The sequence below is a fragment of the Photobacterium lutimaris genome (assembly GCF_003025555.1).
GTDB lineage: Bacteria > Pseudomonadota > Gammaproteobacteria > Enterobacterales > Vibrionaceae > Photobacterium > Photobacterium lutimaris.
Genome location: NZ_PYMH01000001.1, coordinates 308,923 through 325,796, shown reverse-complemented (window position 1 = coordinate 325,796; position 16,874 = coordinate 308,923). Strand labels below are relative to the sequence as shown.

16 protein-coding genes are annotated in these 16,874 nt (G+C 45.6%); 8 read left to right on the top strand and 8 right to left on the bottom strand.

Going from position 1 to position 16,874, the window contains the following annotated elements:
• Positions 1–535: 535 nt before the first annotated feature.
• Positions 536–2,470 (bottom strand): monovalent cation:proton antiporter-2 (CPA2) family protein, encoded by a 1,935-nt coding sequence (locus C9I99_RS01185; protein WP_107347015.1) that lies wholly within the window; start codon positions 2,468–2,470, stop codon positions 536–538.
• Positions 2,467–3,093, bottom strand: a complete 627-nt coding sequence (locus C9I99_RS01180; protein ID WP_107347014.1) for an NAD(P)H-dependent oxidoreductase — start codon at positions 3,091–3,093, stop codon at positions 2,467–2,469. Before C9I99_RS01180 ends, C9I99_RS01185 begins: the two co-directional genes overlap by 4 nt.
• A 471-nt stretch (positions 3,094–3,564) precedes the next feature.
• Here C9I99_RS01180 and C9I99_RS01175 point away from each other — a divergent pair, with 471 nt between their 5' ends.
• On the top strand, positions 3,565–4,188 hold the full coding sequence (locus C9I99_RS01175; RefSeq protein ID WP_243734271.1) for a hypothetical protein: 624 nt from the start codon (positions 3,565–3,567) through the stop codon (positions 4,186–4,188).
• A gap of 159 nt (positions 4,189–4,347) precedes the next feature.
• Here the strand turns inward: C9I99_RS01175 and C9I99_RS01170 are convergent, their stop codons facing one another.
• From C9I99_RS01170 to C9I99_RS01155, 4 genes are all read right to left on the bottom strand, one after another.
• Complete coding sequence (locus C9I99_RS01170) at positions 4,348–5,115, bottom strand: amino acid ABC transporter ATP-binding protein (RefSeq protein ID WP_107347013.1); 768 nt, start codon at positions 5,113–5,115, stop codon at positions 4,348–4,350.
• 19 nt (positions 5,116–5,134) lie between these two features.
• The gene (locus tag C9I99_RS01165) at positions 5,135–6,232 is read right to left on the bottom strand and encodes an amino acid ABC transporter permease (protein ID WP_107347012.1); all 1,098 of its coding nucleotides are present in this window, start codon (positions 6,230–6,232) and stop codon (positions 5,135–5,137) included.
• A 1-nt stretch (position 6,233) separates the two neighbouring features.
• Positions 6,234–7,475, bottom strand: a complete 1,242-nt coding sequence (locus C9I99_RS01160) for an amino acid ABC transporter permease (RefSeq protein WP_107347011.1) — start codon at positions 7,473–7,475, stop codon at positions 6,234–6,236.
• Positions 7,476–7,576: 101 nt separating this feature from the next.
• Positions 7,577–8,617: an amino acid ABC transporter substrate-binding protein gene (locus tag C9I99_RS01155; protein WP_107347010.1), complete on the bottom strand. Its 1,041-nt coding sequence runs from the start codon at positions 8,615–8,617 to the stop codon at positions 7,577–7,579.
• A 1,247-nt stretch (positions 8,618–9,864) separates the two neighbouring features.
• Here C9I99_RS01155 and C9I99_RS01150 point away from each other — a divergent pair.
• Positions 9,865–10,329 carry an SRPBCC family protein gene (locus C9I99_RS01150; RefSeq protein WP_107347009.1) on the top strand — a complete coding sequence of 155 codons (465 nt, stop codon included), beginning with the start codon at positions 9,865–9,867 and terminating at the stop codon, positions 10,327–10,329.
• 145 nt (positions 10,330–10,474) lie between these two features.
• Entirely contained in the window at positions 10,475–11,023 is a 549-nt protein-coding gene (locus C9I99_RS01145; protein ID WP_107347008.1) for a GNAT family N-acetyltransferase, read from the top strand.
• Positions 11,024–11,045: 22 nt separating this feature from the next.
• Here C9I99_RS01145 and C9I99_RS01140 read toward each other — a convergent pair whose 3' ends face one another.
• Positions 11,046–11,537, bottom strand: coding sequence for a GNAT family N-acetyltransferase (locus C9I99_RS01140; protein ID WP_107347007.1), 492 nt, complete (start codon positions 11,535–11,537; stop codon positions 11,046–11,048).
• Between the two features lie 621 nt (positions 11,538–12,158).
• Here C9I99_RS01140 and C9I99_RS01135 point away from each other — a divergent pair.
• A complete protein-coding gene (locus C9I99_RS01135) occupies positions 12,159–12,467 on the top strand; it encodes a hypothetical protein (protein ID WP_107347814.1) in 309 nt (102 codons plus the stop codon).
• Positions 12,468–12,535: 68 nt separating this feature from the next.
• Here C9I99_RS01135 and C9I99_RS01130 read toward each other — a convergent pair whose 3' ends face one another.
• Positions 12,536–13,087, bottom strand: a complete 552-nt coding sequence (locus C9I99_RS01130; RefSeq protein ID WP_107347006.1) for a hypothetical protein — start codon at positions 13,085–13,087, stop codon at positions 12,536–12,538.
• A gap of 195 nt (positions 13,088–13,282) precedes the next feature.
• Between C9I99_RS01130 and ovoA the strand changes: the two genes are divergently transcribed.
• From ovoA to C9I99_RS01110, 4 genes are all read left to right on the top strand, one after another.
• Entirely contained in the window at positions 13,283–15,409 is a 2,127-nt protein-coding gene (gene ovoA / locus C9I99_RS01125; RefSeq protein ID WP_243734269.1) for a 5-histidylcysteine sulfoxide synthase, read from the top strand.
• A gap of 139 nt (positions 15,410–15,548) precedes the next feature.
• Positions 15,549–15,854: a DUF1289 domain-containing protein gene (locus C9I99_RS01120; protein WP_107347812.1), complete on the top strand. Its 306-nt coding sequence runs from the start codon at positions 15,549–15,551 to the stop codon at positions 15,852–15,854.
• Positions 15,855–15,986: 132 nt separating this feature from the next.
• The gene (locus C9I99_RS01115) at positions 15,987–16,319 is read left to right on the top strand and encodes a hypothetical protein (RefSeq protein WP_133638196.1); all 333 of its coding nucleotides are present in this window, start codon (positions 15,987–15,989) and stop codon (positions 16,317–16,319) included.
• A 104-nt stretch (positions 16,320–16,423) separates the two neighbouring features.
• Positions 16,424–16,870: an META domain-containing protein gene (locus C9I99_RS01110; RefSeq protein ID WP_107347004.1), complete on the top strand. Its 447-nt coding sequence runs from the start codon at positions 16,424–16,426 to the stop codon at positions 16,868–16,870.
• Positions 16,871–16,874 lie beyond the last annotated feature (4 nt).

Here is a 16,874-nt window from a genome sequence, read left to right as displayed (position 1 = left end):
ATTTCGTCCTGTTGCTTTGTCTATATGTTGGGAAATCGAAAAATGAAGGTGTTACTGCCTGCAATACCAATGGGGACATCGCCTTCGGGGAGAAAGCTAAACAGGAAGGTCCTAAGCAGTAATGCTCAGAAAATGTGGAACTGTCCGTCCATTTGTAAAACATACAAGTCACCTAATTAACAAGCTAAGTAATGCCGGTCCAACTCCGTGGGTCATTCACATGTCCATGGTGACAGCTTGTAACTAAGGTGGCTGAACTCTATGGTTCTGGCCGGAAGCGGAGTATATAGAGATATGGATCACATTAAAAACCCGAAAGGGTCTTTTTTTTGTGATCTCAGTTTGATCGAACAAAAATCAAACAAACGTAAGAAAACATTTCCAACTGTCAATTTTAGCCACGAAATAGCAAACGATTACTAATTTTTTATCGCTTTATTTCTGTTTTTTATTCTGATAAAGCAAAGCGCAACCAAGTAACAAGCTTATCCAACTGCGCTTGAATGCCAGCATGCGGCATCAGTATCCATAAAGGCTAATCTTGATCTTTTTGCATTTGCGTGATCACATCAATGTAATCTTTCGGTGGCGGTGTCCATCCCCGCTCAGATGAAGCATGCTTATCATGCCTGTCTGTTTTCATCTCCTTACTGAGTGCTTCTTCTAACTGCATAAACAGATCACGATAGGTTGCATTAAATTTGCTCTCTTCAGTATTATCCTTCCATGCTTGATAAAGCACTTCCTTACTGTTGGCTTCCGTCTCAACAAAGGTTTGCCGTAACTGCTCCGCCCTAAATGGGTGGATCCCCAAATCTTTCAAGGCTTGGGTCCCCATCGTCAAGGCAGAATGGTATGTTTCGCTAATGATAAAATCTGCGCCGGCAAACCGCAGCGCGTAATGGTGGCCCCGATCATAAGCCCTGGCCAGGATCCGCACACGGGGGTAAGTATGTTTCACATACTCCGCCAACTCTACCGCTCGCTCCTGATCATCAATGGCAATCACCAGTAATTTGGCATCTTCTATACCGGCGGTATGTAGCAAATCTGGGCGGGTCGCATCTCCATAATAACTTTTAATTTTGATCGCCCGCATATTATCTATTTGCCCAGCTTCATGATCGAGAACAACGGTTTTTACCCCATTGGCCACCAATAAACGGTTGATGATTTGCCCAAAGCGACCGATCCCTGCAATGATCACCGTCCCGGTTTCATCAATTTTGTCCGCTTCACGCTCGTTGATTTGCGCTTCAAATTTCGGCATGACCACTTTATCGAAGAAAATAAACAAACCCGGGGTCAGAAACATAGAAATGGCAACAACCAAAGATAGCACCTGCGCTATGCCAGCTGGTAACACATGGTTTTGCATTGAATAGCTCAATAATACAAATCCAAACTCACCAGCCTGTGCCAGGCTCAATGTCAGTAAATAACGATCGCTTCCCTTGACTTTGAATATCAACGCAAGAGCAAACAGCACTGCGGCCTTAATGAACATCGCCCCAAAGGTAATTGCCAATACCAAACCGGCATTACTGAGCAAGACGGAAAAGTCGATGCCAGCACCGACGGTAATAAAAAACAAACCGAGCAGTAACCCTTTAAATGGCTCGATGTTTGATTCAAGCTCATGGCGGAATTCACTGTTCGCCAGTACAACACCCGCTAAAAAAGTCCCTAGCGCAGGAGATAAGCCGACCAAACTCATCAAGGCGGCTATACCTATCACCAGCATCAGTGCCGTCGCTGTAAAGATCTCTCTCAATCCAGCACTTGCAACAAACCGGAATAGCGGACGGCTGAGGAAATGACCACCGACAACCACGGCACAAATAGCCCCTATTATCACCAGCGCATATCCCCAACCGGGCAATCCTTCAACAAGGCTCAGCTCCTCATGATGTTCAGCGGCCTGTTGAGCGAGTTGCTGCGCTTTTTCTACCAACTCAGGTAAGGCCAGCAATGGGATCAAGGCCAACATTGGAATAACGGCAATATCTTGAAATAACAGCACCGAAAAGGCATTTCTGCCCCCTTCGGTTTTGCCGAGCCCCTTTTCATTGAAGGTCTGCAAAACAATCGCGGTTGATGACAAAGAGAAGATCAAGCCTATCGCCAGTGCCATGGTCCAGCCGAGCCCAAACAGCATCGCAATCGCCATGACAATGGCCGTGGTCAGCCCGACCTGTAGCCCACCCAAGCCAATCAAGCGATGACGCATATCCCACAGCATTCTTGGCTCTAGTTCCAGCCCCACCAAAAACAGCATCATGACAACACCAAACTCGGCAAAATGCTGGATAGCGAGAGTTTCCTCACCCACCAAGCCCACCACCGGACCAATGATTACGCCGGCAATCAGATACCCCAACACCGAACCAAGACCAAGTCGTTTGGCGATAGGAACTGCAACCACTGCCGCACACAGGTAAATGAAAGCCTGAATAAAGTAGATGGTCATGATTGCTCCTCCCGGATCAGCACATCAAGGTGGTCATTGAGTTTGGCGACTCCGCCCGCCTTCTCGACATCAACGCGGTCATCGCGCAGTGCCAGTAGCAGCCGCTGCCAACCTTCGATGTGCTGCCCTACCCGCTTTTCTTCTACCGCCGTTCGAGCACCGAACAACGCATAGGGAGCAAGATAGTGCATCCCCGTTAGTACTGCGGTTTGCTCCAGAGGGTGCAATAGTTCACGCAGAGTGTAATGATTGAAACCCTTCTCGCAGTATGCAGCAGCAGGCCCTCCGGCAGTCAGGACACAGAGAAACTTTTTACCCTGCAGGGCAGTACCATCTGCGCCATAGGCAAATCCATACTCCAATACCAAGTCCTGCCACTCTTTTAAAATGGCGGGGGTTGAATACCAATACATAGGAAACATAAAGACCACGATGTCATGCTCCCTAAGTCGCTGCTGCTCCCTGTCGATATTGATACGGAAGGTGGGGTATTCCTGGTAAAGATCAACTACGGTCACGCCATCGATACCTAGGGATGATCGAAACAAAGGCCGATTAATTTCAGAGCGGTTGATGGATGGATGGGCGAAAAGGATCAGTACTTTGTTCTTTTTCCCTGACATAAAGCTCCTCACTCTGGGGCGCTAAACTAAAAACAACGGATTAACCGTGCCCCTAAATATACAAAACCATAGATAAGACAAGGCCCTACATTCAAGAAGCAGCGATACCTCTTTTGCAATAAGTGTAGACTGACAAATAAAAAAAGGGGCGCCTGAAAGAGCGCCCAAAAGGAAGTTGTGCCAATTGCTTACATCGTTTCCAAGCGAGGTATCTAAGATATCCAGGGGAGGTAAATAGACCTTACTTGTTTCCCGAAACGCATTATTAATAAAGCAAGGGTAATGCCAAGTTTCATAATCCATGTACTAACATCAAAAAAACAAGCTTTATTCGTGCTGTAATCAGGAATATCTGTCATTTAAACTAGGAGAAACGCTTTGTATCGTAATAATCTGTCTCTTATTTATTATTCAGATGATTACAAAGCGTGCACTACGCACCAAAAGCGATCATTAGGGAGCCATAACGCGTTGGTTATAAATGCAAACTCGCTCAGCACTCGTTTAAAGACAAAAACCTTAACAGGCCAGGTCAACACAACAGCAGCATTACGCCATATCGCCATATGGCTACTCCTGTCCTTGCTGTCCATGAACCAGAGCGTCGCTAAGTCTGTCACTGTCCCCCAGCTGTTACTCAACCATACCGACTCTTACGGCAATGTATCTCTGCGCAGATCAGCCGAACTGGTTTTACCCGATCCTTTAGTTGTCGCCGGTAACCTTAATCTCGAAAATAGCCAGATCCGCCAACTGCCCAATAGCCTAACGGTCAACGGCAACCTGAACCTCGCCTACAGTAATATTGAGTATTTGCCTGCCCAGCTACGTATCGGTGGATATCTCAACCTTGCCCACTCGAAAATAGTCGCTATCAACGAAGGGTTACAAGTCAATGGCGACCTCAGTCTCATGGGCACCAAGTTAACCAAACTACCAGCCCGGCTCTATGTTGGTGGAAACCTCTACCTTGCCAATTCTACGATTACCGAACTGCCACAATTCCTGTTTGTCAAAGGCAATATCTATCTCGGTGGCATAACCATCACCCATATTCCCGAGCATGCACAAATTGAGGGAATGATTTACCAATAATGAACCTAAGCAAGAAGCGTTCTGGACTCCCCCCGCCAATAACGTTTATACAGCAACTAGGCACTTGTTTACGGCAAAATAAAAAAGCGCCCAAAAGGGCGCCAGGGGAGGTGAAACTTAAAGCAACATGCTTTCGTTGTGGTCGACAAGGAAGGTTGCTTAATGAATAATCTGCTGCAAAAAAGCTTGAGTTCGATCGAACTGCGGGTTACTGAAGAAAGCTTCCGGCTCATTCTCTTCAATAATTTCTCCCGCATCCATAAAGATCACCCTATCAGCCACCTCTCGGGCGAAGCCCATCTCATGGGTCACGCAGATCATTGTCATCCCTTCTGATGCCAGTTCCACCATCACATCGAGCACTTCCCTGACCATTTCAGGATCCAGTGCAGAGGTCGGCTCGTCGAACAACATCACCTGTGGCTGCATAGTCAGGGAGCGGGCTATCGCGACCCGCTGCTGCTGCCCGCCGGATAACTGTCCCGGAAACTTATGGGCTTGATCGGCGATTCTAACCCGCTTTAAGTATTCCATCGCAAGGGCTTCCGCCTCTTGCTGGGGCATTTTTTTCACCCAAATCGGTGACAGAGTACAGTTTTCTAACACCGTCAAATGCGGAAATAAATTAAAGTGCTGGAAGCACATCCCCACTTCCCGTCTAACCAATTCGATATTTTTCAGATCATCCGTCAGCTCTGTTCCCGCCACCATAATTTGACCGCGCTGGTGATCTTCAAGGTGGTTGATACAGCGGATCATGGTCGACTTGCCCGAGCCTGATGGTCCACAGATCACTATCTTCTCGCCCTTTTTTACATTCAAATTAATGTCTTTGAGGACATGAAATTCGCCGTACCATTTGTTAACTTTCTGCAGGCGGATCACCGAGTCTTCCGGCACTGACTGATAAACGGTCTTTGTAAACATATTGACTTCCTTGTATAAGTTAATGTCGATGTTCGGTGTTTAGCTTACCTTCCAGGTAAATGCTGTATCGCGACATACCGAAACACATCATCCAAAACATCAAAGCGGCAAAGACAAAACTCTCGGTAGAAAAACCAAGCCATGCCGGATCACTATTGGCTGACTGAGCAATACCGAGCACATCAAACATACCGATAATCAATACCAAACTGGTATCTTTCAGCAGAGCAATAAAGGTATTCACGATTGAAGGAATACTGATCTTTAGTGCCTGCGGCAAAATGATCAGTCGCATCGAATTCCAATAACTCAGGCCAAGCGCTTCAGCCGCCTCAAACTGCCCTTTGGGGATCGATTGCAGCCCCCCACGAATGGCTTCAGCCATGTAAGCGGCATTGAACAACACCACACCAATCAAGGCCCTCACCAACTTGTCTATTTCTGTCCCGCCAGATAGGAACAACGGCAACATAACCGACGCCATAAACAATACAGTGATCAGAGGGACGCCTCGCCAGAACTCGATATAAACCGTGCTGAAGCTACGTACAATTGGCATCTGTGACCGGCGGCCAAGCGCGAGTACCACGCCGAGCGGTAGTGAAACCACAATACCCGTTAGGGCGATAACCAATGTAATGAGTAAGCCCCCCCACAAGTGTGTTGCCACGACAGGCAAGCCAACCACACCTCCGTATAACAAAACCACAGACAACACGGGAAAAACAGATAGCGAAAAAAGCAGCAGCCTTTTTTTGACGGTGGCATTTCCCAGCAGCATCCCTGCAATGATACCGAGCAGTCCCAGCATAAATGTTACGGGTCGCCACATCTGTTCGCCCGGATAAAAGCCAAACATGAACTGTTCGAATCGAGCTTGGACAAATACCCAGCAGGCCCCCTCACGGCTGCAGTCTTCACGGCTAACCCCGACCCAGTCTGCGTCAAGGAGCGCCCATTGAATAATGCTCGCCAATACAATGAATACACTACTGGCAATAAGACCGGTAATAAGAGTATTCAATGCTGAAGAGAACAAATTCTCCCTGAGCCATGCCGAGATACCGACCATCTTAGATGGCGGTGCTTCAGAGGACGAAAAATGGAAAACCTTCATATTATCTCTCCACCAAGGCCATTTTACGGTTATAGATATTCATCAACAGCGAGGTTAACAAGCTAAACATCAGGTAAACGGCCATGGTCATCGTGATGATCTCAATCGCCTGCCCGGTTTGGTTTAGCGTAGTACCGGCAAATACCGAAACGAGATCGGGATAACCAATCGCCATCGCCAAAGAGGAGTTTTTGACCAAGTTCAAATACTGGCTGGTAAGAGGAGGAATGATGACTCGCATCGCCTGCGGGATCACCACCAATTTAAGCACCGAAACAGACGGTAAGCCCAGTGCATTAGCGGCTTCTGTTTGCCCACGACTAACAGCCATGATGCCTGAGCGGACAATTTCAGCAATAAAGGCCGCGGTATAGATGGACAGGGCAATAAGCAAAGCAAACAATTCCGGCATCACATCGATACCGCCGCGAAAGTTAAAACCTTTTAACTCAGGATACTCAATGCCTATTGGCTTACCTGCAAAGATAAAAGCCAGCAGGGGCAATAGCACCATGATAAAGACACTTAATCGCCACGCTGGAAGGGGGTGCCCGGTTTTGCACTGCCTGCGATGGCTTACAATGTGTATGGCCACCACACCCAATAAGCCAACTAGCACCGATATACCAACCCATACGGCACCGGAGTAGAACTCAAGTGCGGGAAAGAACAAACCACGAACATTAAGAAAGACAGTGTCAGCAAAAGATAAACTATTGCGTGGTGAAGGCAATGTCTGCAAAACGACGGTGTACCAAAACAGGATCTGTAATAACAATGGAATGTTACGAAAAACCTCAATGTAGACAGCGGCCACACGGCTGAGCAACCAATTCTTCGACAGGCGCGCTATCCCAACCAAAAAACCCAGTACCGTCGCTAAAGCAACCCCCAAGCCAGCAACTAAGGCTGTATTGAGTAAACCCACCACAAACGTCGCACCATACGTGTAGGTCTCATCATAAGGGATCAGCGTCATCCCGATACCAAAGCCCGCCGTTTGCCCCAAAAAGTCAAAACCAGTAGCAATCCCCCTCTGCTCCAGGTTCACTAGCGCGTTGTTAACAGCGCCAAACATCAAAAAGCCCGCTCCCACTAGCAACAATATCTGAAAGAACAGTGCTCTCGCTGATGGGTTATATAACAATCGCTTCAGCCTGGCGGTTGCCGACGCTTGTTTTGTGCCGTCCGCCACTGGCTCAGGGCCAAGCCGCGAGTCCAATTCAAAATCACTTATAGTCATCCATGCACCTTTACTACCAAGTTAAATCCCTGTGCAATAACAAATAAAAAAGAGGCCAGCTTACCAACCTGAACTGGTCCTCTTTCATGCCAATTTAATCGTTATCGAACTGGAGGTGCATACATGATGCCGCCATCATTCCATAATGCATTCAAACCTCGGGCAATTTTCAATGGTGAGCCGGTACCCACTGTTCGCTCGAAGCTATCGCTATAGTTACCGACTTGCTTTAGCACCTGATACGACCAATCATCGGCTAGCCCCAAGCCTTGGCCTTTCGGCCCATCAACACCCAATAAGCGCAATACGTTTGGATCGGACGACTTTTTCATGCTATCGACATTGGCTTGTTCGATACCGTACTCTTCAGCATTTACCATTACATTCAGTGTCCATTTTGCGATGTTGAACCACTGATCATCTCCCTGCGCAACCACTGGGCCTAATGGCTCTTTAGAAATCACTTCTGGTAACACAACCGCTGACGCTGGGTCGGCAAGCTTGATACGCAGTGAGTAAAGTTGAGACTGATCGGACGTCAGCACATCACAGCGACCCGCTTCAAAGCCCTTAACGGTTTGATCTGATGTATCAAACACAACCGGCTTGAACGCCATGCCATGCACTCGGAAATAATCTGCCAAATTCAATTCCGTTGTTGTACCTGACTGGATGCACACCGAGGCACCGTCTAATTCTTTAGCCGAAGTAATACCGAGATCTTTGCTGACCATAAAACCTTGACCATCGTAATAATTTACGCCGACAAAGTTGATACCAAGAGCACTGTCACGCTGCATCGTCCATGTTGTGTTACGAGAAAGAATATCAATTTCCCCCGACTGGAGCGCAGTAAAGCGCTCTTTAGCCGTTAGCGGTACAAACTGTACCTTGCTGGCATCTTTCAATACTGCTGCAGCCACCGCACGACAATACTCAACATCGATACCTTCCCAATGACCTTTCGCGTCGGTACTAGAAAAACCAGGCAGACCTGTACTCACTCCACACTTTAAGACTCCTGCCTCTTTTACTTTTTCCAATGTCGCCCCAGCAGTGTTTGAAGCTGCAGCGACACTACCTGACATCATTAGCGCCGAAGCTAACAAAGAAACCGAAACACCATTTATAACTTTCTTCATATTGGACATCCTGTCTACCATTAGAGATAAGCTCTTGTTTTATTTTACAATCCAATATCTGCAACAGGCATGCCAACATCCCACCAAGGAATAGATCTAGCATCGAAATAGAAAGAATCACTAGCAATAGAAAATTTTATGACTGATATAACTATCAAAATAGAAAATAAAGGATGAGATACCAGTGCTCACCAAGTCATTTAGGGTGCGAACAACATTGGGGCACGCTCGCCTCAAAACAGGTCCTCAATGTTGGGACATGTGTGCACCATAAATAAGCAACCGACACAAAGAGACTCGTCAACGAGTACAACTTAATTGACTCAAGATAAAAATAAGCCGTTCTCAAAAATAGTAAGGAATTAATATAAAGGAGGAAGAAAGATCCCAGAAAGAAGCAATCGTTTGCTCAAAGAGGAAATAAAAAAAACAATCAGAAGATTATTATTGATGGATGAAGGGAATATATGCCAGAAACACTGGATCACTTGTGCCTCTGGCTGTACTTCTATTTTAACCTGTTAACAATCAAGTAATTAGCGCGATTGCGCAGCAACGAAATTACTTAGTTTTTGATTTTAGGTTGTTTGTTTGTGCCTGATGGTAAAACCATTGACGGCGATTTCTATTTGACATAATACACCTCTCATTTTCCTAAACGAGTAAGGTTGATATTTCTCTTTAATAATACCGTTCTTACTCATCCCAACCGTTTTACTTTAGACTAAAGTCTGTGACATCCTTATGACACTTTAGTAAAAGAAAAACGTCAATCCTCATAGTCCTCCAATAAGTAAAGTTCCTAATACATAAGGCTAACTTCGTAGCAATATTGGATTAACTGAGGACTTAAAGAACTGTGATATAGCTAGAGGGGGAATGACTTGGCCTTAAAAAGGGTTTAAGGAGTCTTGTATGGAATTTCCACCTCTGTTTTGCAATCAACAGACTCCAATATAAGAGGGTACCAAGCCTTTTGCAATACTCTTTGGCATTTTTTTTGTGATAAACATCATTATTTTTTATGCTCAAATACATTAGCTTTAGATATTCTAATCCAGAGCATTGATTTAACTAACTTAAATCTACAACCGTAATGAAATGCCCCAATCAGAAATTTATCAGAAACAAGACATTCGTATCCCAATCAATAACAAAAAAACCACCCGCAACAAAACAAAAACCTCATATTGACATGTTCGCAACAGGAAATAGACTAGCATATTAGGCCACCCGGAGTAGTTGTTATGGATATGTATACGATAACACTAGAGAAAACAGCAAAAGTCCCAAAGAAAGTTCTGTTCCGACTGCTTACCGACCACAATAATCTAGGCCGTTTCTTTGATGGTCAATACAGCTTGATAAGAAAAGGGAAACCAGAAAGTAATGGGATCGGCGCGATCAGAGAAATTTCAAATGGCTTGCTGACCTTCCAGGAGCAAGTTATTGATTACAAGGAAAATGAGCATTTACACTATAAGATTATCCAAGGTGCTCCGGTCAACGAATATGGTGGATGGATCAAATTCAACAGCGTAAATGCCCACGACAGTATGATTCACTACCGAATCATGTTCACACCCAAGGTCAAAGGCACTGGCTGGCTAATAAAGTACCTGTTTGAAAAGCGGATCAAGCGGGCACTCGACAGTTTAGCCAGCTATGGAGAGGACAGCTGGCTAATTGAGAACCGCATTTCCTCCAAATAACCTCGACTCAGGTCGCTTGCGTGAAATGATCATATGAATGTTCTAAATGTTTAATATTTATCCTCTAATTTGATCTGGTCGCTATTCATGACTGCCTTTTAAGGTTTTACTAAGACCTTCAATACACCGAATCAAGAGGATGACTATGCAGCACCAACCATTGTTAACCACTCAGCGATTGCTACTCCGCCCGCTGCAACTCTCTGATGCAAAACGGATTCAAGCACTTGCCGGTGATGAGCAAATAGCCAATGGTACAATCAATATCCCCCACCCTTACAGCGATGGTGTCGCTGGACAATGGATCGGCAGGCACTTAGCCGGTTGGCACCAAGGGCAGTCAGCAATCTATGCGATTACTCTCAAATCAACCCAACAACTCATTGGCTGCGTGGGCCTGCATAACATACAAGAGGGTAAAGCACAGCTCGGCTATTGGATTGGGGTCCCTTACTGGGGGTTAGGATACTGTACCGAAGCCGCTGAGCGCGTTGTTGAGTTCGGTTTCAAAAGATTTAAGCTAGACACCATTTATGGCCAACACTTCAGCCGCGAAGACAACTCCGGCAAGGTAATGCAAAAGATTGGCATGAAACATATCATGACCAAAAACAACGGGGTCAGGGTAAATATGATCACGGAAAACATGGAGTACTACGAAATGAAGTGCCCACAAGCACTTCCCGTCAGTTAGCCACTGATAACTCTCCGTTCAATCACTTCTTCAGCCTTGCCATTTGGTATACATCAACATATTCACCATTACGCAAGGCATAGTTCCTCGATGTCCCTTCGATAACAAAGCCAAGTTTCTCATAGAGTGCGATGGCTGGCGCATTATCAGTATAAACAGTGAGCTCCAACCGGGTCACTCCGATCCAGTTCTCAGCAAGGTTTATCAGCTCCTTGAGCAGTTGGGTACCAACCCCTCTTCCTTGGTAATCATCATGCACTGCCATACCAAAGCCGGCAACATGACGACGTCGTGGGTTTTGCTCAACAGCAAAACCAGCCTGTCCGGCAACGATACCATCGACTTCAGCAAGGAGGCTGTATACATTAGAAGGTAAGTTTTCCAGCCGTTGCTGCCACATTTCCAGCGACGGGTGAGGCAACTGTAATGTACCGCTGTAAGCACTTCGACCAGCGTAAATATTACGAATTGCAGGAATATCCCCTTTCTCAACATGCCTAATTTTAATCAACATATGCCTCCCTTTATATGTAATCCTTCAACCTGAATAGCTATTATAAAAATCACATAAACAAATGAAAAACAAGTGATTTTTATTATCACAAACAAAGGAGGGAGGATCATCGTAGGGGAAAGCCCTCACCTTCTGCTCGGTTGAGCCTCTCCTATTACGAATTTTTTTATAAAATTCAGTGTGATTGAGTTTATTTTATAATTGAATTATTTAACTGTTGATTTCATTTATCAAGTGATCCTAAGGAAAACATTTAGCGTATAGGGTTTTCATAAATAGCGAATTTTCCGTTATTTTCCTTTATTTGTCATAACAGTAGGCTCAAAAGGTATAAAAATTGTGCCTTTTAGTGAAATCCAATAGCTATAATGAAATTGAGGTAGATGGGCTGATTCGCACAAGCAACACAAACTCTCTTTTGCGACGAGCTACATTTAATGCTCATGGAAAAAAAAGTTGAAGTATTAACGCACTGATTTTTAATCAATTAGAAAAATAATAATAAATCGAATGAAAGATACGATTTAAAGGCGGGTCTTATAGGTTGAACGTGAACTTAGTAACACTCATAAGTACACTAACAACAATATGGCCGAAGCCATAGATAACGAGGTGAAGATTATGTCTAGCTTGAAAGTACTAACTGCAACTGCTGTGATTGTAATGTCTTCTTCAGCCTTTGCTGATATCCGTGTGGCAGATACCCACAACGGTGCATGGATAACCGTAACCGAAAATGGACAGCCAGCGGCAAACGCGTCTGTTTCTGTTGCCAACGTCCCTCAGCAACGCCAGAGTTATAAAACTGACGAAAATGGTCGAGTATTCATCCCATTAACGTTGGAAAACTCTCGCTCAATCAAATATAAAGCAACTACAGAGGATGGAAAAAAATCTTCCCGATTCGCTTTCCACTCCACTAACAAATAGTTGAATACCCCTTGATATGCAAAAGTCCTCTTCGGAGGACTTTTAGTTTTGTGAGCACCCACACAAAACTACCGCTTATCCCTCCAGTTAAGATCCCTTGCCAATACCAGTGCTAGGCCAAGGACCTGAAGAAACAGTGCCAGATTCCTCAACCGGGAGATAGCTTTCATCTTATGCGCATTGTTATTGATCAGCTCTTGATTGGCCAAATACAACTCGTTGATTTTATCCCGTTGTTCGCCTTGCACATCGTTAAGAGCCTCCATCAACTTGGGGACATTCTCAACCGATAGCTCTACAGGTTTATCCGGTAGCCAATAGGCAATATCCTGTTCAATTTGCGCTGCTACCTCGCGAGGCAGCGCAGACTGCATCATCTCGGCAACATTCAAGATCACCAAGACATGCTCTCGCTTACGCTCGACGGTTTCAACTTGCTGCCATATTAGCTGGATCAGCTTTTCATTATCTTGCTGTTGCTGGGCGATCTCATTCGACTGCCTTGTTAAATCATCAATATAAAAATTCGTTAGCAAAGCCGAAACAATATTAAGAATTAAACCGATAGCGACCAGTGTCCAAGTTGGTATCTGCCACTTCTTAGAAGAAACCTGTCCCATCTACCCCCCCATGCTGCCAGCAATATACTCATCATTATGGCAAAATTTTTAGACTTTTATGCCGATAAAATAACACCACACATTCTTACTAAGGCGATAATTTACATTCACTTATATTAAGTTCATGGCCGACGGTATCTTTGACTATCTTTAGTTTTAGCTGTCTAAAAAACAATTGAAAAGGAAAGCGATTCAATGGATAAGATTCCAATGCATGCTACCCGTACGGTCCCGCTAACTGGTCACGACACTGAACAAAAGCGTCAGGAGCTCAAACTTGCCTTTAATCACACCTGGGAGCTTTATGAATCTCTGTTTAGTGTGGTCAATAATGACAAGGCTTTTTTTGTCAAAGCCGAACCTCTGCGTCACCCATTGATTTTCTATTTTGGTCACACTGCCACCTTTTACATCAACAAGCTCAAACTGGGTAAGTACATCAAGCATCGAATCAACCCTAACTTTGAATCCATGTTTGCCATTGGTGTCGATGAGATGTCATGGGATGACCTTGATGACACCCACTACCAATGGCCGAGTGTCACTGAGGTCAAACAATATCGAAACAGTGTGAAGGCTGTTGTCAATCAAGTCATTGATAAACTTCCGCTCACTCTGCCGATCAACGAGGATGACCCTGCGTGGATCATCTTGATGGGGATTGAGCACGAGCGCATCCACCTTGAAACCTCGTCAGTCATCATTCGCCAATTACCCCTTGACGATGTGACCCCTTCTCCCCTCTGGCCAGCCTGCAGCGATACCAGCAACGCACCGGAAAACAGTTTGCTCAGCGTGGCTGGCAGCCATGTGGCGCTAGGCAAAAACGAAGATGAAGCCACCTATGGTTGGGATAACGAGTACGGCAACCAAACCTATCACGTCGCGGACTTCAAGGCTTCCAAGTACCTTGTTTCAAACCAAGAGTTTCTCACCTTCATCAAAGCAGACGGTTATCGCCATCTGCGCTACTGGAATGAGGAAGGTAAAGCATGGCTAGCCTATACCCAAGCAAAGATGCCTCGTTTTTGGCGAGAACGAAACGGGCAGTGGTACCAGCGGAACTTGACGTCTGAAGTACCACTTCCCCTAAACTGGCCTGTCGAGGTGAACCAGCTTGAAGCCAAAGCTTTTTGTAACTGGAAAGCCGAGCAGGCGCAACGCCCTATCCGCCTACTCACCGAAGCGGAATGGTATCTGCTGCGACAAAACATAGACAGTGATTCGCCGCAATGGGACGAAGCACCGGGCAACATTGAACTCGGTTACTATGCCTCTTCCTGCCCTGTCGACCGTTTTGAGCACGAGGGGTTTTGCGACATCATTGGCAACGTATGGCAATGGACAGAAACCAATATCGACGGTTTTCAAGGCTTCAAGGTCCACCCCTTATACGATGATTTTTCTACCCCTACATTTGATGGCAAGCATAACCTCATAAAAGGCGGATCTTGGATTTCCACAGGAAATGAATCGATCAAAGCCTCGCGATATGCCTTTCGACGCCATTTCTACCAGCATGCAGGATTCAGGTACGTTGAGTCTCGGCAGGCACCCGAAACAATGGCGAGCTTAAATATTTATGAAACCGACGAATTGATCTCACAGTATCTTGAGTTTCATTACGGGGCAGAATATTTTGCCGTACCCAATTTCTGTATTCATGGCGTCCAGGCCAGCTTGCAAGAGATCCAGCTGACTCAACACCAGAGGGCGCTCGATATTGGCTGCTCTGTAGGTCGCGCATCTTTTGAGCTCGCGAAAACATTTGATCACGTCGATGGTATCGATTTCTCGGCGCGCTTTATACAGCAAGCCTACTCGCTCACTGAGCAAGGGGAAAAACGTTATACCATCAAAACTGAAGGGGATTTAGTCGAGTTCAAATGTGCCACCTTAACGGAAATGGGCTATCAGGACGTCGCCAACAAAATCCATTTTGTGCAAGGAGATGCCTGCAACCTCAAGCCACAGTTCACACACTATGACTTGATCTACGCGTCGAACCTGATTGACCGCCTAGGCAATCCTCGGCAATTTCTCCGCACTATCCACCAACGCTTAAATCCTGGCGGGTACCTTGTCATAACGTCTCCCTATACGTGGTTGGAAGAATATACAGAGAAAGCGCACTGGCTTGGCGGGGTCAAAGTAAATGGGGAAAACTTCACTACCCTCGACGGACTCACTGAAACACTGATCCCCCATTTTGAGCTCATCGCCGTGAAGGAAATTCCGTTCGTGATCAGGGAAACCAAACGCAAGTTCCAACACTCACTCTCGGAGATGACGATTTGGCGAAAGCGAAACGGTAACCATTAACGGACCGTTGATTACTTAAGGGCACTGGGTTCAGCAACGGCACTGAACCCATTGATGAGGCTCTGAATCCTGTAACTTGAAGTCACTTGGGGATATGTTATGTTGTGCGCATCAAGCAAATAACAAAGTAATAGCAGCCGTGAAAACCCCTTGCGTTGCAAAATGTAAAAACAATGACGGTATCTGCAGTGGATGCCACAGAACGATGACTGAACTAACAGCGTGGTGTACCATGAGCGAGTCAGAGCAAGAACAAAAAATAGAAGAGATCCAAGGTCAACAATTCACACATACCTGCAGTCAGTGCGGCCAGCCAGCATATTGCGAAATCAGCGCGGGTAAAGACACATGCTGGTGCTTCGAGTTGACCAAGCGCGATACCTCAGGGCTGCCGCCAAGTACATGCTTATGCCGCCAATGCCTAGAAAAACTACCGCTTCGCTAACCCTTTCAGGCACGGTCCACCAGCTGTCGGTACCAAGTTAGTAATACTGTTTAAAAACAGACAAATATCAGTTCACTTGCATTTAATGAACAGTGTATTATAATTCACCCATTCCAAATTCGGCTCACTGAAATGTTCATTGTAAGAGTATTGTTCGTTGTTATTTCTATTTCATTGTCACCGCTGGTCGTCGCGAGCAACGTACTCGCCAACAACGAGCGTATATGCATGAGAGAAATGGAAAACTTACTCGGAAAACAGCAGATCCTGTTCAGTGATAGCCAGACAACGCCTGATGAACGCAGAATGGCAGAAAGAGCCATAGACACTAGCCGTGAAGCTTTTGCTCAACATGGCAGCTATTGCGACGCACAGCAGGCACTACAACAGTTTGATATGGATAAAGAAAGTGGATTCCATCACCAGCAAGGTGAAGTCAACTTTTTTGGCCGGGGTCACTATTGATCTTTCGAGATAACTGATTGGTAGTGCTACTATTATTCAAAACAACGCTTTAACGATATCGTTGATTTAAGCCCTTAACACGGCAAACCTTTGAGGTAATGTATATGAAAAAGTGGCTATTTATCTTGGTACCCTTGTTATTTACCCTAACCGGTTGTGATACAGATTCAGAGCTCGGTTTTTCAGCCAGGAACCTACAACACAGCTGGGTACTGACGAAGGTTGACGGTAAAGACATTACCATTACAGAACCTCGCACCTTACCAGGTATGGCTGTCGATGCAGATATGAAGGTCTCTGGGTTTGGTGGGTGTAACCGGTTCTTTGGCCAAATTGAACTGGCAGACAATAACCGTATTCGCCTTACTGGTATGGGTTCCACTAAAATGGCCTGTATTCAAGATGATCAGGCCACAATCGAAGCTATCATGACCCAGTCACTTCAAGAGTGGAACAGTGCCGCGTTGGAAAATAATATTCTGACCCTAACATCAGAACAGCATATTTTAACGTTCACGCCAGAAGAAGTAGCTAACGAAGATAGCCAATAGTCCC

Coding starts and splice junctions, on each gene's coding strand:
- C9I99_RS01130 (WP_107347006.1), bottom strand. CDS start 13,087: ATGGGACAGGTTTCTTCTAAGAAGTGGCAGATACCAACTTGGACACTG.
- C9I99_RS01140 (WP_107347007.1), bottom strand. CDS start 11,537: ATGTTGATTAAAATTAGGCATGTTGAGAAAGGGGATATTCCTGCAATT.
- C9I99_RS01155 (WP_107347010.1), bottom strand. CDS start 8,617: ATGAAGAAAGTTATAAATGGTGTTTCGGTTTCTTTGTTAGCTTCGGCG.
- ovoA (WP_243734269.1), top strand. CDS start 13,283: ATGGATAAGATTCCAATGCATGCTACCCGTACGGTCCCGCTAACTGGT.
- C9I99_RS01165 (WP_107347012.1), bottom strand. CDS start 6,232: ATGAAGGTTTTCCATTTTTCGTCCTCTGAAGCACCGCCATCTAAGATG.
- C9I99_RS01185 (WP_107347015.1), bottom strand. CDS start 2,470: ATGACCATCTACTTTATTCAGGCTTTCATTTACCTGTGTGCGGCAGTG.
- C9I99_RS01135 (WP_107347814.1), top strand. CDS start 12,159: ATGTCTAGCTTGAAAGTACTAACTGCAACTGCTGTGATTGTAATGTCT.
- C9I99_RS01115 (WP_133638196.1), top strand. CDS start 15,987: ATGTTCATTGTAAGAGTATTGTTCGTTGTTATTTCTATTTCATTGTCA.
- C9I99_RS01170 (WP_107347013.1), bottom strand. CDS start 5,115: ATGTTTACAAAGACCGTTTATCAGTCAGTGCCGGAAGACTCGGTGATC.
- C9I99_RS01110 (WP_107347004.1), top strand. CDS start 16,424: ATGAAAAAGTGGCTATTTATCTTGGTACCCTTGTTATTTACCCTAACC.
- C9I99_RS01180 (WP_107347014.1), bottom strand. CDS start 3,093: ATGTCAGGGAAAAAGAACAAAGTACTGATCCTTTTCGCCCATCCATCC.
- C9I99_RS01145 (WP_107347008.1), top strand. CDS start 10,475: ATGCAGCACCAACCATTGTTAACCACTCAGCGATTGCTACTCCGCCCG.
- C9I99_RS01160 (WP_107347011.1), bottom strand. CDS start 7,475: ATGACTATAAGTGATTTTGAATTGGACTCGCGGCTTGGCCCTGAGCCA.
- C9I99_RS01150 (WP_107347009.1), top strand. CDS start 9,865: ATGGATATGTATACGATAACACTAGAGAAAACAGCAAAAGTCCCAAAG.